Annotated in this window: 20 protein-coding genes; 9 read left to right on the forward strand and 11 right to left on the reverse strand. The window is 69.7% G+C overall.

Annotated features, from left to right (window positions below):
* Positions 1–52 precede the first annotated feature (52 nt).
* Together ABZ928_RS36200 and ABZ928_RS36205 are read left to right on the forward strand one after the other, a co-directional pair.
* Positions 53–3,850, forward strand: a complete 3,798-nt coding sequence (locus ABZ928_RS36200; RefSeq protein ID WP_361528287.1) for a multifunctional oxoglutarate decarboxylase/oxoglutarate dehydrogenase thiamine pyrophosphate-binding subunit/dihydrolipoyllysine-residue succinyltransferase subunit — start codon at positions 53–55, stop codon at positions 3,848–3,850.
* A gap of 77 nt (positions 3,851–3,927) precedes the next feature.
* Positions 3,928–4,500 carry a hypothetical protein gene (locus tag ABZ928_RS36205; protein ID WP_361528289.1) on the forward strand — a complete coding sequence of 191 codons (573 nt, stop codon included), beginning with the start codon at positions 3,928–3,930 and terminating at the stop codon, positions 4,498–4,500.
* A 6-nt stretch (positions 4,501–4,506) separates the two neighbouring features.
* On the opposite strand, the gene ABZ928_RS36210 is transcribed toward ABZ928_RS36205, so the two are convergent.
* Positions 4,507–4,689: a DUF6104 family protein gene (locus ABZ928_RS36210; protein ID WP_361528291.1), complete on the reverse strand. Its 183-nt coding sequence runs from the start codon at positions 4,687–4,689 to the stop codon at positions 4,507–4,509.
* Between the two features lie 62 nt (positions 4,690–4,751).
* Complete coding sequence (locus ABZ928_RS36215; RefSeq protein WP_361528293.1) at positions 4,752–5,603, reverse strand: hypothetical protein; 852 nt, start codon at positions 5,601–5,603, stop codon at positions 4,752–4,754.
* Between the two features lie 151 nt (positions 5,604–5,754).
* Between ABZ928_RS36215 and ABZ928_RS36220 the strand changes: the two genes are divergently transcribed.
* Positions 5,755–6,834, forward strand: coding sequence for a DUF4097 family beta strand repeat-containing protein (locus tag ABZ928_RS36220; RefSeq protein WP_361528295.1), 1,080 nt, complete (start codon positions 5,755–5,757; stop codon positions 6,832–6,834).
* A 1-nt stretch (position 6,835) separates the two neighbouring features.
* A complete protein-coding gene (locus ABZ928_RS36225; protein ID WP_361528297.1) occupies positions 6,836–7,939 on the forward strand; it encodes a helix-turn-helix transcriptional regulator in 1,104 nt (367 codons plus the stop codon).
* Positions 7,940–7,992: 53 nt separating this feature from the next.
* On the opposite strand, the gene ABZ928_RS36230 is transcribed toward ABZ928_RS36225, so the two are convergent.
* From ABZ928_RS36230 to ABZ928_RS36250, 5 genes are all read right to left on the reverse strand, one after another.
* Positions 7,993–8,607, reverse strand: a complete 615-nt coding sequence (locus ABZ928_RS36230; protein WP_361528299.1) for a hypothetical protein — start codon at positions 8,605–8,607, stop codon at positions 7,993–7,995.
* Positions 8,608–8,697: 90 nt separating this feature from the next.
* Positions 8,698–9,288, reverse strand: coding sequence for a Clp protease N-terminal domain-containing protein (locus ABZ928_RS36235; protein WP_361528301.1), 591 nt, complete (start codon positions 9,286–9,288; stop codon positions 8,698–8,700).
* Positions 9,288–9,497: an HTH domain-containing protein gene (locus ABZ928_RS36240; protein WP_007384656.1), complete on the reverse strand. Its 210-nt coding sequence runs from the start codon at positions 9,495–9,497 to the stop codon at positions 9,288–9,290. Before ABZ928_RS36240 ends, ABZ928_RS36235 begins: the two co-directional genes overlap by 1 nt.
* Positions 9,498–9,639: 142 nt before the next feature.
* The gene (locus ABZ928_RS36245) at positions 9,640–10,605 is read right to left on the reverse strand and encodes a zinc-binding dehydrogenase (protein ID WP_361528303.1); all 966 of its coding nucleotides are present in this window, start codon (positions 10,603–10,605) and stop codon (positions 9,640–9,642) included.
* A 220-nt stretch (positions 10,606–10,825) separates the two neighbouring features.
* Positions 10,826–12,046: an NADP-dependent malic enzyme gene (locus ABZ928_RS36250; RefSeq protein WP_361528305.1), complete on the reverse strand. Its 1,221-nt coding sequence runs from the start codon at positions 12,044–12,046 to the stop codon at positions 10,826–10,828.
* Between the two features lie 615 nt (positions 12,047–12,661).
* On the opposite strand from ABZ928_RS36250, the gene ABZ928_RS36255 reads away from it, so the two are divergent.
* The 3 genes from ABZ928_RS36255 to ABZ928_RS36265 are packed head-to-tail and all read left to right on the forward strand — an operon-like array spanning position 12,662 to position 15,387.
* Complete coding sequence (locus tag ABZ928_RS36255; RefSeq protein WP_361528307.1) at positions 12,662–13,627, forward strand: ABC transporter substrate-binding protein; 966 nt, start codon at positions 12,662–12,664, stop codon at positions 13,625–13,627.
* 30 nt (positions 13,628–13,657) lie between these two features.
* Positions 13,658–14,623, forward strand: coding sequence for an amino acid ABC transporter permease (locus ABZ928_RS36260; RefSeq protein ID WP_361528309.1), 966 nt, complete (start codon positions 13,658–13,660; stop codon positions 14,621–14,623).
* A 2-nt stretch (positions 14,624–14,625) separates the two neighbouring features.
* Positions 14,626–15,387, forward strand: coding sequence for an amino acid ABC transporter ATP-binding protein (locus tag ABZ928_RS36265; protein WP_361528523.1), 762 nt, complete (start codon positions 14,626–14,628; stop codon positions 15,385–15,387).
* Positions 15,388–15,468: 81 nt separating this feature from the next.
* On the opposite strand, the gene ABZ928_RS36270 is transcribed toward ABZ928_RS36265, so the two are convergent.
* The gene (locus ABZ928_RS36270; RefSeq protein WP_361528311.1) at positions 15,469–16,227 is read right to left on the reverse strand and encodes a class I SAM-dependent methyltransferase; all 759 of its coding nucleotides are present in this window, start codon (positions 16,225–16,227) and stop codon (positions 15,469–15,471) included.
* Positions 16,228–16,329: 102 nt separating this feature from the next.
* Between ABZ928_RS36270 and ABZ928_RS36275 the strand changes: the two genes are divergently transcribed.
* Positions 16,330–16,959 carry a CGNR zinc finger domain-containing protein gene (locus ABZ928_RS36275; RefSeq protein ID WP_361528313.1) on the forward strand — a complete coding sequence of 210 codons (630 nt, stop codon included), beginning with the start codon at positions 16,330–16,332 and terminating at the stop codon, positions 16,957–16,959.
* Here the strand turns inward: ABZ928_RS36275 and sodX are convergent.
* Positions 16,863–17,300: a nickel-type superoxide dismutase maturation protease gene (sodX, locus tag ABZ928_RS36280; RefSeq protein WP_361528525.1), complete on the reverse strand. Its 438-nt coding sequence runs from the start codon at positions 17,298–17,300 to the stop codon at positions 16,863–16,865. The two genes, ABZ928_RS36275 and sodX, sit on opposite strands and share 97 nt — an antisense overlap.
* Before the next feature lie 145 nt (positions 17,301–17,445).
* Between sodX and sodN the strand changes: the two genes are divergently transcribed.
* On the forward strand, positions 17,446–17,841 hold the full coding sequence (gene sodN, locus ABZ928_RS36285; RefSeq protein ID WP_059192389.1) for a superoxide dismutase, Ni: 396 nt from the start codon (positions 17,446–17,448) through the stop codon (positions 17,839–17,841).
* Between the two features lie 7 nt (positions 17,842–17,848).
* On the opposite strand, the gene ABZ928_RS36290 is transcribed toward sodN, so the two are convergent.
* Entirely contained in the window at positions 17,849–19,003 is a 1,155-nt protein-coding gene (locus ABZ928_RS36290) for a site-specific integrase (protein ID WP_361528315.1), read from the reverse strand.
* A gap of 21 nt (positions 19,004–19,024) precedes the next feature.
* Complete coding sequence (locus ABZ928_RS36295; protein WP_361528317.1) at positions 19,025–19,528, reverse strand: helix-turn-helix transcriptional regulator; 504 nt, start codon at positions 19,526–19,528, stop codon at positions 19,025–19,027.
* Positions 19,529–19,580 lie beyond the last annotated feature (52 nt).

Genomic DNA, 19,580 nt, shown 5'->3' on the forward strand with positions numbered 1-19,580 from the left:
CTTTATTCCCGCTGTCCATCACCTTGTGAAGCGGAAGAGGGCGGTTGCCGCCGTGTCGCCACAGTCCCCCAGTAACTCGAGCATCTCGACCGACACCGACCAAGCAGCGGGCAAGAACCCCGCTGCGGCGTTCGGTCCCAATGAGTGGCTCGTCGACGAGATCTATCAGCAGTACCTCCAGGATCCGAACTCGGTAGACCGAGCCTGGTGGGACTTCTTCGCCGATTACAAGCCGGGCGCCGCCGCCCCGGCTGCGGCTGCTGCTCCGGCCCCCGCGGCTCCGGCCGCGCCCGCCGCCCCGGCCGCCCCTGCGGCCCCCTCGGTGCCCGCTCCGGCTCCTGCGGCCGCGCAGCCCGCCGCCGCGGCGCCTGCGGCGCCCGCGAAGGCCGCCGCCCCGGCCGCTCCGGCTCCCGCCGCGGCCCCGGCGAAGCCGGCTCCTGCGGCCAAGCCGAAGGCCGCGCCCGCCGCCGCCTCCGCGGACGGCCCGGAGCTGATCACCCTGCGCGGCCCCGCCGCCGCCGTGGCGAAGAACATGAACGCCTCCCTGGAGGTGCCCACGGCCACGTCCGTGCGCGCCGTCCCGGTGAAGCTGCTCTTCGACAACCGCATCGTGATCAACAACCACCTGAAGCGCGCCCGGGGCGGGAAGATCTCCTTCACGCACCTCATCGGCTACGCGATGGTGCAGGCGATCAAGGCCATGCCGTCGATGAACTACTCCTTCACGGAGAAGGACGGCAAGCCGACCCTGGTCAAGCCCGACCACGTGAACTTCGGCCTCGCCATCGACCTGGTGAAGCCCAACGGCGACCGCCAGCTGGTCGTCGCGGGCATCAAGAAGGCCGAGACGCTGAACTTCTTCGAGTTCTGGCAGGCCTACGAGGACATCGTCCGCCGCGCCCGTGACGGCAAGCTGACGATGGACGACTTCTCCGGTGTCACGGTCTCCCTGACCAACCCCGGCGGCCTCGGCACCGTCCACTCGGTCCCGCGTCTGATGCCCGGACAGTCGGTCATCATGGGCGTCGGCTCCATGGACTACCCGGCGGAGTTCCAGGGCACCAGCCAGGACACCCTCAACAAGCTCGGCATCTCGAAGGTCATGACGCTCACGTCGACCTACGACCACCGGGTCATCCAGGGCGCCGCCTCCGGCGAGTTCCTGCGGATCGTCGCGAACTTCCTCCTCGGTGAGGGCGGCTTCTACGACGACATCTTCGAGGCCCTGCGCATCCCCTACGAGCCGGTCCGCTGGCTCAAGGACATCGACGCGTCGCACGACGACGACGTCACCAAGGCCGCCCGTGTCTTCGAGCTGATCCACTCCTACCGGGTCCGCGGCCACGTCATGGCCGACACCGACCCGCTGGAGTACCGCCAGCGCAAGCACCCCGACCTGGACATCACCGAGCACGGCCTGACGCTCTGGGACCTGGAGCGCGAGTTCGCGGTCGGCGGCTTCTCCGGCAAGTCCCTGATGAAGCTGCGCGACATCCTCGGCGTGCTGCGCGACTCGTACTGCCGCACCACCGGCATCGAGTTCATGCACATCCAGGACCCCAAGCAGCGCAAGTGGATCCAGGACCGCATCGAGCGCCCGCACTCCAAGCCGGAGCGCGAGGAGCAGCTGCGGATCCTCCGCCGCCTGAACGCGGCGGAGGCTTTCGAGACCTTCCTCCAGACCAAGTACGTCGGCCAGAAGCGCTTCAGCCTGGAGGGCGGCGAGTCCGTCATCCCGCTGCTCGACGCGGTCCTGGACTCGGCGGCGGAGTCCCGTCTGGACGAGGTCGTCATCGGCATGGCCCACCGCGGCCGCCTCAACGTCCTCGCCAACATCGTGGGCAAGTCGTACGCCCAGATCTTCCGTGAGTTCGAGGGCAACCTCGACCCGAAGTCGATGCACGGCTCCGGCGACGTGAAGTACCACCTGGGCGCCCAGGGCACCTTCACCGGCCTGGACGGCGAGCAGATCACCGTCTCGCTGGCCGCGAACCCGTCCCACCTGGAGACGGTCGACCCGGTCATCGAGGGCATCGCCCGCGCCAAGCAGGACATCATCAACAAGGGCGGTACGGACTTCACGGTCCTGCCGGTCGCCCTGCACGGTGACGCGGCCTTCGCGGGCCAGGGTGTGGTGGCCGAGACCCTGAACATGTCGCAGCTGCGGGGTTACCGCACCGGCGGCACGGTCCACATCGTCATCAACAACCAGGTCGGCTTCACGGCGGCGCCTGAATCCTCCCGCTCGTCGATGTACGCGACGGACGTGGCGAGGATGATCGAGGCCCCGATCTTCCACGTGAACGGCGACGACCCGGAGGCCGTGGTCCGTGTGGCCCGCCTGGCCTTCGAGTTCCGTCAGGCGTTCAACAAGGACGTGGTGATCGACCTCATCTGCTACCGCCGCCGCGGTCACAACGAGTCGGACAACCCGGCCTTCACCCAGCCGCTGATGTACGACCTGATCGACAAGAAGCGCTCGGTGCGCAAGCTCTACACCGAGTCCCTCATCGGTCGCGGCGACATCACCCTGGAAGAGGCCGAGCAGGCGCTCCAGGACTACCAGGGCCAGCTGGAGAAGGTCTTCACCGAGGTCCGCGAGGCCGTCACGGCCCAGCCGGCCGCGGGCCCGATCTCCGACCCGCAGGCGGAGTTCCCGGTCGCCGTGAACACCGCGATCTCCACCGAGGTCGTCAAGCGGATCGCCGAGTCCCAGGTCAACATCCCCGACACCTTCCACGTCCACCCGCGTCTGCTGCCCCAGCTCCAGCGCCGGGCGGCGATGGTCGAGGACGGGACGATCGACTGGGGCATGGGCGAGACCCTCGCCGTCGGCTCGCTGCTGCTGGAGGGCACCCCGGTCCGCCTGTCGGGCCAGGACTCCCAGCGCGGCACCTTCGGCCAGCGCCACGCGGTCCTCATCAACCGTGAGACGGGCGAGGAGTACACCCCGCTCCAGTACCTCGCCGAGGACCAGGCCCGCTACAACGTCTACAACTCCCTGCTTTCCGAGTACGCGGTCATGGGCTTCGAGTACGGCTACTCGCTCGCCCGCCCCGACGCGCTCGTGATGTGGGAGGCGCAGTTCGGCGACTTCGTCAACGGCGCGCAGACGGTGGTCGACGAGTACATCTCGGCGGCGGAGCAGAAGTGGGGCCAGACGAGCGGTGTCACGCTCCTCCTCCCCCACGGCTACGAGGGCCAGGGCCCGGACCACTCCTCGGCCCGTGTCGAGCGCTTCCTCCAGCTCTGCGCCCAGAACAACATGACGGTCGCGATGCCGACGCTCCCCTCGAACTACTTCCACCTCCTGCGGTGGCAGGTGCACAACCCGCACCACAAGCCGCTGGTGGTCTTCACCCCGAAGTCGATGCTGCGCCTCAAGGCCGCCGCGTCGAAGACGGAGGAGTTCACGTCGGGTCAGTTCCGCCCGGTCATCGGCGACGCGTCGGTGGACCCGGCCGCGGTCAAGAAGGTCGTCTTCTGCGCCGGCAAGGTCTACTACGATCTCGACGCCGAGCGTCAGAAGCGCGGCATCACGGACACGGCGATCATCCGCCTGGAGCGCCTGTACCCCCTCCCGGGTGCCGAGCTCCAGGCCGAGATCGCCAAGTACCCGAACGCCGAGAAGTACCTGTGGGCCCAGGAGGAGCCGGCGAACCAGGGTGCATGGCCCTTCATCGCCCTCAACCTGATCGACCACCTGGACCTCGCGGTCGGCGCGGACATCCCGCACGGCGAGCGGCTGCGGCGCATCTCGCGCCCGCACGGCTCGTCGCCGGCGGTGGGTTCGGCGAAGCGCCACCAGGCGGAGCAGGAGCAGCTGGTGCGTGAGGTGTTCGAGGCGTAAACCCTCGGAGCGTTTGCTGAAGGGCCCGGTCCTCGTCGTGGGGACCGGGCCCTTCAGGTCTGAGTGAGAGAGCGTTGATGAGCGAGCGACACATACGGAGGATGCTGCGCCGGATGGCAGCGGGGGAGCCCGTGCAGGCCGGTGCCGGCACCTTCGGGCAGGCGTTCGCCCCGCTCGTCTTCTACGCCCAGCAGTTCGGGTACACGTACACGGATGTCACCGTCGGCAGAAGGCAGTTGCTGATCCGGTTCGAGCCGGATCCGAGTCCGCAGGCCCAGGCACGGGCCGCGGAGAACCGGGCGCGGTACCAGGACGCCGCCGACGGGGGCGAGCTGCCGCCGCTGGACCCCGACGCGGTCGCCCTCATCAAGGCCCAGGGCTACTTCGCGATGGATCACGGAATCGGAGAAAAGGCGAAGATCGGCCTCTCGGTGTTCCTGGTCAGCCTCGTGTCCCTGGCGTTCGCCGGCCGGTTCGGCCTGGGCGTCGGCGCACTCGTCTGGATCGGGTCGATGGCCCTCGTCACCGTGGGGGTCTTCTCCAACCGGCGCTCCCACGCCAGGAACACCGCCCTGCTGGAGGCCGCCGGGTACACCCTGGACACCGGCCCGCGCGGGCGACGGCGGTTCCTCCCGCCGTCCGACCGCTAGTACCGACTAATCGTCGTCCTCGTCGTCGTCCAGCCGCGCCAGCCACGTCGCGAGCCGCTCCACCGGCACCTCGAAGTCCGGGTTGAGATCGACGAACGTCCGCAGCTGCTCGGCGAGCCACTCGAAGGTGACCTCCTCCTCGCCGCGCCGCTTCTCCAGCTCTTCGATGCCACGGTCGGTGAAGTACAACTCTCGCTCCTGATACGGACGGGCAGTGCCCTGGGACCTACTCCCTCAGGGTATGCCGTACGTCAGTCCCGGGGACGAGCGAGGTCGTACGCCAGCCCCAGCGCCCCGTGCGCCAGCAGCAGCGCCCCCGCCGTGACCCAGCCGCCGCTGCGGTGCCGTAGGCCCCAGGCGGCGAGGGGGAGGCCGGTGGCGACCTGGGCGAGGGCCAGGGCGCGGGCCTTGGGGGTGCCCGCCCAGGGGAGCCAGGGGCCGAGGCGGCTGCTTTCGACGACGTCGAGTTCCGCGCGGACCGCGTCGCGCCAGCCGGGCCATTCGACGGGGCGGGCGTCCGGCTGGACGCGGGCGACCTCGCGGAGGCGGTCGGCGGGTTCGCCGGGGGTGAGGCCGGTGGGGAGGGTGAGGCCCGCGCGCGTGAGGACGGCGAGGAGGCCGCGGAGGCGGGCGCGGGCGTCGGCGGCGGTGTCCGGCTGGGTGAGGGCGTCGAGGGACTGCACGTCCAGGACCGGGTCGAGGCCCAGGCGGGCGGCGAAGGTGCGCATGGCCTCGTCCTCGCCGGCCGGGGTGCCGTTGGCGAGCCAGACGTAGCCGACCGTGCGGCGGAAGCCGGAGGCGAGGGTGTAGCCGCTGCGCTCGGCGTCCCACCACAGGGCGAGGACGGGCCAGGGGGCGCCGACGGCGAGGGCGGTGGCCCAGCCGGTGAGGACGCGGTCGACCGGTTCGCCGCCGTTCTGCCAGGGCTTTCCCTCGGGGACGAGGACGCTCCACTCCGCGCCCGCGCTCGTGAGCAGCATGCGCTCGCGCAGCAGCTGGGCGGCGGGGGCGACGGACTCGGGCTCGGCGCGGCAGAGCAGCAGGGCGCCGGGGGCGGGGCCGGTGCGCGGGGCACCGGAGCGGGGGGCTTCCGTCGACGACATGCTCACACGCTAGGGGGGTTTGTGTGGTTTGGGCATTTTGGTGGAGTCCGGTGTCCCCAGAACGGGTGTCTTGACTTTCCATGGGCGCGATATATCGTGAATAGCGGAAGATGCGATATGGCGTGTGTGGTGTCACGGGGAGGTCTGCACCATGTCCGAGTGGTCCGTAACGGAACCGCGAAAGCTCACGTTCGACGAGCCGGTGAGCCGGCTCCACGTGCGCATCGTCAATGGAACGGTGAACGTCGTGGGCACCGACGAAGGTTCCGCCCGCCTGGAGGTCTCGGAGCTGGAGGGCCCGCCCCTGCTGGTGTCCCAGGAGGGCGGCACCCTCACGGTGGCCTACGAGGACCTGCCCTGGAAGGGCTTCCTCAAGTGGCTGGACCGCAAGGGCTGGCGGCGCAGCGCCGTCGTCTCGCTGGCCGTGCCCGCCGACACCCGCGTCGAGGTCGGCGTGGTGGGCGCCGGGGCCGTGGTCTCGGGCATCGACGGACACGCGGAGGTGAAGGGCGTCACCGGCGACACCACTCTGGTGGGGCTCACGGGACCCGTCCGCGCCAACACCGTCTCGGGGAACCTGGAGGCGCAGGCCCTGCGCGGCGACCTCCGCTTCAACTCCGTCTCCGGGGATCTGACCGTGGTCGAGGCGGGCTCCTCGGTCAAGGCGGAATCGGTGAGCGGCTCGATGATCGTCGACCTCGACCCGACCAGCCGTCCGACCGACATCAACCTGACGAGCGTCTCCGGCGAGATCGCCATCCGGCTCCCCCACCCGGCCGACGCGGAGGTGGAGGCGAACACCGCGAGCGGCTCGGTCTCCAACGCCTTCGAGGATCTGCGGGTCGGCGGCCAGTGGGGCGCCAAGCGGATCACCGGAAGGCTCGGCGCGGGCAGCGGCAGCCTCAAGGCGACCACGGTCTCGGGCTCGATCGCCCTCCTGCGCAGGCCTCCGGCCGAGGACGCGCCGTGGGACGTGGACCCGGAGGACATAGGCCAGGAGGACATGGGCCCAGGCGACTTGGGCTCAGGCGACTCGGGCCCGGAGGACGCGCGCCCGGTGACCGACGAGACGGACACCCCGGACACCCCGGCGGCCGAGCCGCGGAGCGACTCGGGGGACAATTCCGTTTCCGGCCCGGGTGACGCCGCCGACACCGCCGACGCGGCTGCCGACGACGCGGACACCGACGACTCCCCGGCCGACGGCACGACCGACAAGAAGGTGCTCTGACATGCCTCCCGTCTTCGCCCACGGCCGCCTCCGCCTCTACCTGCTGAAGCTGCTCGACGAGGCCCCTCGCCACGGCTACGAGGTGATCCGGCTGCTGGAGGAGCGCTTCCAGGGGCTCTACGCACCGTCGGCCGGCACCGTCTACCCGCGCCTCGCCAAGCTGGAGGCCGAGGGCCTGGTCACTCACACCACCGAGGGCGGCCGCAAGGTGTACGCCATCACGGACGCGGGCCGCGCCGAACTGGCCGACCGCAGCGGCGAGCTGGCCGACCTGGAGCTGGAGATCCGGGAGTCGGTCGCCGAGCTCGCCGCCGAGATCCGGGCCGATGTGCGGGGCGCGGCGGGTGATCTGCGGCGCGAGATGCGGGCGGCGGCCTCGGAGGCGCGGCGCGGCACCGGCACCGGCACGGGCACCGGCGCCGGCGCCGAACAGGAGGGCTCCCTCGGCGACTTCGGGGACTACGCCGACAAGGAGTCGTGGCGCGCCGCCAAGGAGGAGATGCGCCGCGTCAAGCAGGAGTGGAAGGAGCAGGCCCGGCGCGCCAAGGACGAGAGCCGGCGGGCCCGCGAGGAGGCCCAGCGGGCCCGGCGCCAAGCCAAGGAGGCCCAGGAGCGGGCCCGGGTGCAGGCCCAGGAGGAGGTGCAGCGCATCGCCCGACGGGTCCAGGAGCAGGTCCAGGACCACTTCGCGCGCGGCGACTGGCCCACCGGGGTGCGCGAGGGGCTGACCGAACTGGCCAAGGAGTTCGGCGAGTTCGGGCGGGACTACGGCCGGGAGTTCGGCAAGGACTTCGGCTTCGGCCAGGGCCACGACGGACGGCACGGGAACGCGGAGAAGGACACCGCGAAGTCGGCGCCGAGCACACCGGAGTACTCCCGGACCCCGGAGGACTTCCCCGCCGACTACGAACCCGCCTGGGCCCACGAGGACGGCACCGGTGACCCGGCCCGCGACCTCGACCGCCTCCTCGACCGCTTCCGCGACGACATCCGCGACGCCTCCCGGGACCACGGCATCACCCCGGACCAGCTCCGCGACGCGCGCCGCCATCTGTCGACGGCGGCGGCCCACATCGGGGCGCTGCTGCGGACGCCGAAAGGCTGACGGGGCGGCTGGCGGGGGGCTGACAGTGTGGCTGACAGGGCGCGCGCCCGACGTCAGCCGCACTGCCAGAGAAAGCGCCCCTCCTTGCCGTCCGGGGAGAGGAAGGCGTACCCGATGCCCGCGTCACCGAAGTTGACGTAGAAGGGCAGATCCTCGGCGTCGAGCTGAACCACCAGGCTCCAGCCCTCGCCGGGGGTCTCCGGGTTCTGGAGCCAGTGGGGCCGCACACCCACCCCGCCGAGGAACTGCCAGGGCCCGCCCTCACCGTTCTCGTCACCCGCGTCGCGCCCCGCCTCGTCACCGCCCTCGCGCTCCCCGGCTCCCGGCAGCTGATCGGACCCCACGCTCGGCCCCTCCGCACGCGCCTCGACCGTCACGAAGTCCGGGATGCGGCCCCCGGGCTGGACGAGGAGGGCGTTCTCCCCGCCCTCGGGCTCATAGGTGCCGTCGACGAATTCATCCTCGTCGCCGGTCATGAAGAGGTAGGCGAGCCGGCCGCCGTCCAGGGCGAACTGCCCCAGGAACTGCATGGGTTCACCGGTCTCCAGGGACACCGGCCACTGCGGGGCCTCCAGCCACACCGGCTGCCCGCCCATCTTGGTCACCGCCTCGCGCACCACCCCGTCGGCCGGGACGAAGGAGAGCGGCACGGGCTCGGAAACGGACACGAGAAATCCCCCCAGGAGGTGTGACGGGCCAGGTGGGCCCAGGTACGGCTCACCCTAGGACCCGCCACTGACATCCTCTCAGCCATCCCCTCAGCCCGCCTTCGCCTCTCCCCCGCCGTAGAGGACACGGACCAGCGACTCGTACGTCACCCTGTGGTCGGCGAGCACCTCGCCCGGTACTCCGGGGCGGGTGGTGAGGGCGAGGAGCAGGTGTTCGTCGCCGATGTGGCGGTCATGGTGGGCGGTGGCGGTGCGGAGGGAGCGTTCCAGGACCTCCCTGGCGCCCCGGCTGAAGGGGCGGCGCCCGGACAGACCGTCCTTGCCCTTGCCCTGCCCCTTCCCCCTGCCCCTGCGGTCGCCCGACATCGCCCCGACCCCGTGCACCTCCTCCACCCGGGCCACGATCCCCGCCACGTCGATCCCCAGCCCCGCGAGGGCGTCGGACTCGGCCCGGGAGAGGCCGGCCCGTCGTCGGGACTCGGCGAGTGCCTGCCGTACCGACTCCTTGCGCTGGTCCGTCAGCCCCAGCGAGGCCAGGGCGAAGGAGGCGCGGCTCGCCTCGCGTTCGAGGAGCGCGAGCAGGATGTGCTCGGCGTCGACAGCGGTCGCGCCCACCCCCACGGCCTGCTCCACCGCCGCCTGGACCACCGCGCGGGCGTCCTTCGTGAACCGCTCGAACATCAATGCCTCCCGTACTTCTTGTGCACGGCCTGCCTGCTCACACCGAGTTCCGCGGCGATCTCCTGCCACGACCAGCCCTGATTGCGCGCGCTGCGCACCTGCACCGACTCCAGTTGCTCCAGGAGGCGGCGCAGCGCGGCGACGGCTCGCAGGCCGACCCGTGGATCGCGGTCGCCCGCACGCTCGGCGAGATCCGTTGCTTCGGTCATGATGTCAACCTACGTTGACACGCCTCGCTTGTCAATCAAAGTTGACGGCCTCGGCACGAGAAAGGCGGGCCCGGCACCCCGGACCCGCCTCGCCCCACCCGCTTCTCCCCGCCTGCCGCCCTCTACAACAGGCGCGCGTACGTCAGGAGTTCGTGAGCACGATCTTCCCGAACTGCTCCCCCGACTCCAGCCGTTCGAAGCCCTCCCGGGCCCGGTCCAGCGGCAGCACCTCGTCGATCACCGGACGGACCCCCGTGGCGGCGCAGAAGGACAGCAGGTCCTCCAGCTCGTCCTTGGTGCCCATGGTCGAGCCGACGACCTTGAGTTCGAGGAAGAAGATCCGGGTGAGCTCGGCGTGCGAGGGCCGGTCGCCGCTGGTCGCGCCGGAGATGACGAGCGTGCCGCCCGGCTTCAGGGACTTCACCGAGTGGGACCAAGTGGCCGCGCCGACCGTCTCGATGACGGCGTCGACCCGCTGCGGCAGCCGCGCCCCCGACTCCAGCGCCTCCACCGCGCCCAGCTCGACGGCCCGCTTCCGCTTGGCCTCGTCCCGGCTGGTCGCGAAGACCCGCAGTCCGGCCGCCTTGCCGAGCACGATCGCGGCGGTCGCGACACCGCCGCCCGCGCCCTGGACGAGGACCGAGTCACCGGGCCGTACACCCGCGTTGGTGAAGAGCATGCGGTACGCCGTCAGCCACGCCGTGGGCAGACAGGCGGCCTCCGCGAAGGAGAGCTCCTTGGGCTTGGGCAGGATGTTCCAGGTCGGCACGGCGACCTGCTCGGCGAAGGTGCCCTGGTAGTGCTCGGTGAGGATCGAGCGCGGCTCCTTGGGGCCGACGCCGTGGCCGGACTGGCCGATCACGGAGTGCAGGACGACCTCGTTGCCGTCCGCGTCGACACCGGCGGCGTCACAGCCGAGGATCATCGGCAGCTTGTCCTCGGACAGGCCGACGCCCTTGAGGGACCAGAGGTCGTGGTGGTTGAGGGAGGCGGCCTTGACGTCGACGACGCTCCAGCCGGAGCGGGCCTCGGGGGCCGGGCGCTCCCCCAACTCCAGTCCGTTGAGCGGCTGGTCACGGTCGATGCGGGCGGCGTAGGCAGCGAACATGACCTTGACGATAGGGTCCGATGCCGCTCGGCGGAACCGGGGAGCCCTGTGACACACGCCCTCTTGTCACCGACGGCACCACCACCCGAACGGCCCCACCCCACCGTAAAAAGTGATCCGCACCGGAAAAGCGACTCCCACCGCAACAAATGACCCTCAGCGCAAAAAGTGACCCCGCCCGGCTACGCACCGGACGGGGTCGCCCACAAGCTCACTCACCTCAGCGGCGAGCCACACCCTCCGCGCGGGCCGCGGCCGCGACCGCCGCCGTGACGGCCGGGGCCACCCGCTCGTCGAACGGGGACGGGATGACGTAGTCGGCCGCGAGGTCGTCGCCGACCACCGCCGCCAGCGCCTCCGCCGCCGCGATCTTCATGGCCTCGGTGATCCGGGAGGCCCGCACCTGGAGCGCGCCGGCGAAGATGCCGGGGAACGCGAGGACGTTGTTGATCTGGTTCGGGAAGTCGGACCGGCCCGTGGCCACGACCGCCGCGTACTTGTGCGCGACGTCCGGGTGCACCTCGGGGTTCGGGTTGGCCATGGCGAAGACGAAGGCGCCCTCCGCCATCGACGCGACCGCCTCCTCCGGCACGGTGCCGCCGGAGACGCCGATGAAGACGTCGGCGCCCGCGAGCGCCTCCTCCAGCGAGCCCTTCAGCCCGGCCTTGTTGGTGAAGCCGGCCAGCTCCCGCTTGACGTCCGTGAGGTCGTCGCGGTCCGCCGAGACGACGCCCTTGCGGTCGGCGACCGCGACGTCCCCGATCCCGGCGTCGACCAGGATCTTGGCGATGGCGACACCGGCCGCGCCCGCGCCCGAGATGACGGCGCGGAGCTCGCCGAGCCCGCGCCCGGTCAGCCGCGCGGCGTTCCGCAGGGCCGCCAGGGTCACGACCGCCGTGCCGTGCTGGTCGTCGTGGAAGATCGGGATGTCGAGGGCTTCCTGGAGGCGCTTCTCGATCTCGAAGCACCGGGGTGCCGAGATGTCCTCCAGGTTGACGCCGCCGAAGGACGGGGCGAGCCGGACCACGGTCTCGACGATCTCGTCGACGTCCGTGCAGGCCAGCGCGATCGGGACCGCGTCGACGCCGCCGAACTGCTTGAAGAGGATGGCCTTGCCTTCCATGACCGGAAGGGAGGCCTCGGGCCCGATGTCACCGAGTCCCAGCACCGCCGTACCGTCGGTGACGACGGCGACGACCGAGGACTTCCACGTGTAGTCGTGGACGAGGTCGGGCTGCTCGGCGATGGCGCTGCACACCTTCGCCACGCCGGGCGTGTACGCGAGGGACAGGTCGTCCTTGTCGCGGATCGGCACGGTGGCTTGCACTGCCATCTTGCCGCCGCGGTGCAGCGCGAACGCGGGGTCGAAGGAATCGAGGGGCTCCGCCCCGTCCTGGCCCGTATCGCTGTCGCTGCGAGGATTGACGATCTCCGCTGCCACTGTGTTCTACCCCTTAGATATTCATGGTTTGAGGGTGGCCACTCCTGGTTGAGAAGTGGGCGGGCACCGCGTACGGCCCTGTCGGTGATGCGTACGGGCCGTGCGCGACGGGCGCGCCGCACACGCGCCCTGAGCCCCGGATGAGGGGTGTAAAGAACCTTCTTACCGGACGGACGGCACCCTCGACGAGTCCATAAGTGCAAGGTCACATGTCGGGACCCGTAGGTCACATATCGGTGACATGAATCATGGCCAAATGTAGGGACTCGTCCTCGGCTGCCTCTTGACAAGGACTCGAACAGGTCGTCGAGCCGTCAAGCCGTCGCTCGCATCGTGAGATGTGCCGAAGATCCTCCGGCCGGAAGGAGAGATTCCCGCAGAAGGTGCGGCCGTGGTGGCCGTCCTGATGCGGTTCGGGGGTCACCCGTTATCCGATTTTGACATGGCTGGCGCCCCGAATGGCGCAGTCCGAATGGCAAGATGCCGTAATCACACGAGGTCGCGGCACTCGAAGGCGTGTGCTCTCGTCGACCTAGGAAACCAAGGCCCCTGCCGACCCCGTCGGCAGACGCCCGCCCCATCGGCAACTCCACCCATCCGCCGGAGGAACCCACCATGACCGCAAGCTCCACCCGTCGTACGACCGCCGCTCGCTCCCGGCTCGCAGCGGTCGGCTCGATCGCGGTCGCAGGCGCCCTGATTCTCACCGGTTGCGGTGACCAGACGGACAGCGGCAAGGACAGCGGCTCCTCGGAGTCGGCGTCCTCCAGCAAGGCCCCGCTCTTCGACAAGCTGCCCGCGGACATCCAGAAGGCGGGTGTCATCAAGGCCGGCACCAACGCCGAGTACGCGCCCATGGAGTACCAGGAGGGCGGCAAGATCGTCGGCGTCGACATCGACATCGCCAACGCCCTGGGCGAGAAGCTGGGTGTGGAGTTCAAGTTCACCTCCGGTTCCTTCGACGGTCTGATCACCGCCCTGAACTCGGGCCGCTACCAGGTCGCGATGTCCTCCATGACGGACACCAAGCAGCGCCAGGAAGGCCTGGACGACAAGGGCAAGAAGCTCGGCCCGGGCGTCGACTTCGTCGACTACTTCCAGGCCGGCACCGCCGTCTACGTCCAGAAGGGCAACCCGAAGGGCATCAAGTCCATCGAGGACCTCTGCGGCCTGACCGTCGCCGTGCAGCGCGGCACCACGTACGAGGCCGCCCTGCAGACCCAGTCCAAGGCCTGCACGGACGCCGGCAAGAAGAAGCTCGACATCGAGTCCTTCGAGAACGACACCGAGGCCCAGACCCGCGTGAAGTCGGGCGGCGCGGTCGCCGGTGTCAACGACTACCCGGTCGCCATCGACCTGGCCCGCAAGGCCGACAACGGCAACGCCTTCGAGGTCGTCGGCGAGCAGGTCGACGCCGGTCCGTTCGGCATCGCCGTGAACAAGGACAACAAGGAGCTCACCTCCGCGCTGGAGGCGGCCGTCAACGCGATCATCGAGGACGGCACGTACAAGAAGATCCTCGACAAGTGGGGCGCCCAGTCCGGCGCCATCGACAAGGCCGCGATCAACGGCGGCAAGTGACCGACCCGGCATCACTGAAGGGCAGTCACGGTGACTGACAAGTTCGAGAAGGAGCCGGCGGACGCGACGCCGCCGGTCTCCAAGGAGGCCCCCGCCGCCTCCGACGCCTCTCTCCCGCCGGAGGCGATCAAGGCCGTCCCCGTCCGCCACTGGGGCCGTTACGTCAGCGCGGTCGTCGTGCTGGCGCTCGTCGGCCTGCTGATCAACGCCTTCGCCACGGCCGACAAGATCCAGTGGTCCGCGGTCGGCGACTACGTCTTCGACGAGACGGTCCTCCAGGGCGCAGGGCGCACCCTGCTGATCAGCGTCCTCGCGATGGTCATGGGCGTCGTCCTCGGCGTGATCCTGGCCGTCATGCGGCTCTCCAAGAACCCGGTGACCAGCTGGGTGGCCTGGGTCTACATCTGGTTCTTCCGCGGCACCCCGGTCTACGTCCAGCTCCTCCTCTGGTTCAACCTGGCGCTGATCTTCCCCACGCTGAATCTCGGTCCGATCTACAAGGACGAGATGGTCGACGTCATGACCCCGTTCATGGCCGCGCTCCTCGGCCTGGGTCTGAACGAGGCCGCGTACATGGCGGAGATCTGCCGCGCCGGCCTCCTGGCCGTCGACGAGGGCCAGACCGAGGCCTCGCACGCGCTCGGCATGAGCCACGCCAAGACGCTGCGCCGCATCGTGATCCCGCAGGCGATGCGGGTGATCGTGCCGCCGACCGGCAACGAGTTCATCAACATGCTGAAGACCTCGTCGCTGGTGTACGCGGTGACGTACAACGAACTCCTGCGCGCCACGTCGACGATCGGCTCCACGTCGTACGCCGTCATGGAGATGCTGTTCGTGGCGTGCATCTGGTACCTGGTCATGACCAGCGTGTTCAGCGTCTTCCAGTTCTACCTGGAGCGGCGTTACGCCCGGGGCACCTCCCGGAGCCTGCCCGCGACACCGTGGCAGAAGGTCAAGGCCAACATGATCTCCCTCTCCAGCTGGCGGCGATGACCATGAACGCAATGGTGAAGTCCGAGGGCGTGCACAAGTCCTTCGGCCCGGTGGAAGTCCTCAAGGGCATCGACCTGGAGGTCAAGCAGGGCGAGGTGTTCTGCCTCATCGGCCCCTCCGGCTCCGGCAAGAGCACGTTCCTCCGGTGCATCAACCACCTGGAGAAGATCAACGCCGGGCGGCTGTACGTCGACGGCCAGCTCGTCGGCTACCGCCAGAAGGGCGACAAGCTGTACGAGCTCAAGGACAGCGAGGTCGCCCTCCAGCGCCGGGACATCGGCATGGTGTTCCAGCGGTTCAACCTGTTCCCGCACATGACGGCTCTCGAGAACGTCATGGAGGCGCCGATCCAGGTCAAGGGCACGAGCAAGTCCCAGGCCCGCGAGCGGGCGGGCGAGCTCCTGGAGCGCGTGGGCCTCGCCGACAAGGCGAAGAACTACCCCTCGCAGCTCTCCGGCGGCCAGCAGCAGCGCGTGGCCATCGCCCGCGCGCTGGCGATGGACCCGAAGCTGATGCTGTTCGACGAGCCGACCTCGGCCCTCGACCCGGAGCTGGTCGGTGACGTCCTCGACGTCATGCGCGACCTCGCCGAGTCCGGCATGACGATGGTCGTCGTCACCCACGAGATGGGCTTCGCCCGCGAGGTCGGCGACAGCCTCGTCTTCATGGACGGCGGCGTGGTCGTCGAGTCCGGCAACCCGCGCGACGTCCTGACCAACCCGCAGCACGAGCGGACGCAGGCGTTCCTGTCGAAGGTCCTGTAGTCCGTCGCACGACGGCAGAAGGGGCGGTACGGGCTTCCCGTACCGCCCCTTCGTCATGCCGTCGCCTGACTCTTCATGCCGTCACTTGACCGCGAGCAGCAGGGTGTCCGAGGGCGAGGCCCAGACCGCCCGTGCCTCCCCGAAGCCCTTCTCACGCAGTACGCGCGCGTGCCAGGCCGGGGAGGGCATGTCGCCGTCGGCGTGCTCGCCGTAGATCTCGAAGCGGCGGGCGGTGGGTTCGGCGAGGACGGGGTCCTGGGCGGCGACCTGCCACCACTCGGCCCAGTCGAGGGCGCCGTCGGCCGTGGCCTGATCCATGCGGGCGTGGCGCTGGGCGCGTTCGGCCGCGTTGATCCGGGGCGTCGTCTCGTCGATCATGTGGTCCGCGTTCATGAAGACACCGCCGTCGCGGACGAGTCCCGCGACCTGACCGTAGAGGACCGCCAGGGGTTCGCTGTGGAGCCAGTGCAGGGCCGTGGCGGTCAGGACGGCGTCGTAGGAGTCGTACGGCAGTCTCGCGGGCCACTGCGGGTCCTTGAGGTCGGCCGTGACGAAGGTGGCGCGGTCGTCGCCCGCGAAGGTGCCCTCGGCGATGGCGAGGAGCGCCGGGTCGAGGTCGACGCCGGTGCTGACGGCCTCCGGGAACCGGGCGAGCAGCCGGGCCGTGATACTTCCCGTGCCGCACGCGAGATCGAGTACCCGGGGCCGGGGTCCGACGAGGGCCTCGACCATGTCGAGCATGATCCGGAAGCGTTCCTCGCGGTCGGGCATGTACACCTCTTGCTGCCGGTCCCAGCTCTCCTGCCAGGCCTGCCAGTCGGTTCCGGTACCGGTGGTCATGGGAGCCCCCTCTTCAGATGCTTACGTAATACCCTGGAAGCACGATCAGCTGTTACCGCTCGACCGCACGACGACCATAGAACGTCTCTGTAAGGACTACAAGTGGAACTGGCCTATTACTCGGACTACGCCGTGCGCCTCGTCAACACCGAGGACACGGCCCGGGGCAAGGACTCACTGACCTCGGTCGAGGCGGTTCGTGACCTGTTCGGCGGCGGCCAGGACGCGGCCCGCCGCACCACCGAGGCCGACGTGAGCCGTTTCCGCTCGGTCCGCGCCCGCCTGCGAGCCGTCTTCGAGGCCGCGGACGACGGCGACGAGACCCTCGCGGTGAACCTGCTGAACTCGCTCCTCCTGGAGTTCCCGGTCAGCCCGCAGATCTCCGGGCACGACCACCGCGACGACAACGGCCGCCCGCTGTGGCACATGCACCTCGCCGACCACCCGTCCAACGCGACCGCCGGCTACGCGGCCATCGCCGCGATGGGCCTCGCCTTCCACCTCACCGAATACGGCGTCGACCGCCTCGGCCTGTGCGAGGCCTCCCCCTGCCGCAACGCCTACCTGGACACCTCGACCAACCGCTCCCGGCGCTACTGCTCCGACCGCTGCGCCACCCGCGCCAACGTCGCCGCCTACCGCGCCCGCAAGCGCCTGGAGGCCGACCGGTCGGAGAAGACGGGCCTGGCCGCCGACAGCACCCAGCGCGCCAGCGCGAGCGGCGAGCGCTGACCGGACGCGGGCGGCCGGTACCGGAAGCGGACCTTGCCCAGGATCAGGTCGTCGGGTACGACGCCGAAGTCGTTGCTGTCGGTGGTCGTGCCCCACGGGTTGTCGGCGAGCACCCACCAGCCGCCCTGCCGGCGCTCCGCCGCCCGCTTCACGACGAGCAGGTTCTGCTGGAGGGGATGCCGCAGCACGACGATGTCACCGGGCCTGACCCGCCCCGTGTAACGCACCAGAAGCTGGTCCCCGTGATAGAGCGTGGGCACCATCGACGGCCCGGTCACCTCCACCCACCCGAAGGGCGGGAGCGCGGCCCCGTGTTCGGTCTCCTGCGACAGCTCCGGCATCCCCGGCACCTCCCCGGTACGTTCATCCACCAGTCTCAGTCTCACCCCGGACTTTTGTCCTAAGCCCATGGGGGCACTCGCGAAAACCCCTCTCGCAGGGAGTAATGTCCCACCTGAGAAGACGATCACGAGGAAGGAACGCTCCATGCTTTCCCGCCTGTTTGCCCCCAAGGTCAAGGTCAGCGCACACTGCGACCTGCCCTGCGGTGTGTACGACCCGGCCCAGGCCCGCATCGAGGCGGAGTCGGTGAAGGCCGTACAGGAAAAGATTGCCGCCAACGACGACCCGCACTTCCAGGCGCGTGCCACGGTCATCAAGGAGCAGCGCGCCGAGCTCGCCAAGCACCATGTCTCGGTGCTCTGGAGCGACTACTTCAAGCCCCCGCACTTCGAGAAGTACCCGGAGCTGCACCAGCTGGTCAACGACACCCTGAAGGCCCTCTCGGCCGCCAAGGCGTCGACGGACCCGGCCACGGGCCAGAAGGCGCTGGACTACATCGCCCAGATCGACAAGATCTTCTGGGAGACGAAGAAGGCTTGATCTATGGCTAGGCCGTCTGACCTGCGATTACGCGGGTCGCATCGCCTACCTGTCCGCACCCGGTCCGCAGGCCGCCGAGAACGGCGTCCATGACGGTCCGGGTGCGGTCTTCTTCGCCCGGCCACAGGTGGGCGTAGATCCGCAGCGTGATGACGGCGGACGCGTGGCCGAGGACCAACTGGACCTGCTTGACGCTCGCTCCGCCGGCGATGAGGGCGGAGGCGTAGAAGTGGCGCAGGTCGTGGGTCACCATGTGCGGCAGCTCGACGCGCTTGCGGCCCTCGCGCTCGGCTGCCTCGTTCTCCGCCGCCTGGAGCGCCCTGCGGGCGCAGTTCCACTCCGTCTTCCAGCGGCGGTAGTTGAGGGGCTCACCCTCCTCCATCGTGAACAGCCACTCCTTGGAGGGGCGTGCGGCGAGGTGCGTGAGTAGAGCGTCCGTGACGACCTCGCCGACCGGGACCGTGCGCCGCGACTTGGCAGTCTTCGGCGGGCCGATCTTCCCGGACTGGAGTCGCTGACGCTCGACGCGGATAGTGCCGACCTTGAAGTCGACGTCCGAGACCTTGAGACCGAGCAACTCACCTATTCGCAAGCCTGATCCGGCAAGTGTGACGATCGCCGCGCGGATGTACGGCGGCATCTCGCGGGCCATGGCCTCGACCTGGGCGACCGTGGGCGGGGTGACCTCCTCGTCCGGCATGGGCGGAAGGGTGATCCGGCGGCACGGGCTGGAGGCGATGACCTTGTCCTCGACGGCCGCCGTCATGAGGCGCACGAGGACGTCGTAGACGTTGCGCACGCTGCCGGGGCCGAGTAGCTCGGACAGGCTCTTGAAGAGCACCTGGAGGTCGTTGCGGCGTATCGCCGCCATGGCGCGGGCGCCAAGTGCCGGGACGAGGTGGAGACGGAGCGCGTTGTCGGTGATGCGCTCGCCCGCCTCGCTGGCGATGAGCGACTCCTCCCACTTCTTCGCGTACTTCTCGAACGTGATCCGTCCGGCCTGTGGGTCGACGTACTGGCCGGTGACGATGCTGGCCGTGACCTCGTCGAGCCAGCGCTGGGCGTCGAGCTTGCGGTCGAAGTGGCGGGCGTGCTCCTTGCCGTCGAGGTCGCGGTAGCGGGCCCTCCATTTGCCGTTGGGGCGCTTCTGGATGTTCGCCAAGTGGCTTCTCCCTTGGGTTGGTTATCGGTGGTAGCCGCCACCCTCGATGTGCTCGGTGAGGGTGCGGGCGTCGCGCTCGTCGCCCATGAGGCGAAGGCACTGCTCGTGGATGGCCCGTGAACTGTCGGGGTGGGCCTGGATGTAGTCGGCGATGCCGACGACGGCATGGTGCAGGCGGTCGTCAGCGTCGCGTGTCTCGTAGTACGCCTCGACGGCTTCCTGGACGAGCCGTCTGCTGTCGAGGTCCAACCCTTCCAACGGCGGGGACATCAGCTCTTCGAGGGGCAGCTCGAAGACGCGGGCAAAGGCGAGGGCTTCGTCGACGTTGATACGGCGGCGTGGGGTGCCGTTCTCGATGCGCCAGACGGCGGTCTGGTTCATCTTGACGCCGGCCTTGGACACACGGTCCGCCAGCTCGATCGTGCTCCATCCCCTGACCTCGCGCTCCAGCGCCACCCGCGCGGCGATGTTGCCCTCGCTGTAGAGCAGCGGCACCTCACCGCCGTCGGCCTTGTCGCCTGTCATCGGACCTCCATCCTGACCATAGCTTTTCAAATTGTAACATCACCTTGCCGAT

The sequence above is a fragment of the Streptomyces sp. NPDC046909 genome, assembly GCF_040644695.1.
Taxonomy (GTDB): domain Bacteria; phylum Actinomycetota; class Actinomycetes; order Streptomycetales; family Streptomycetaceae; genus Streptomyces.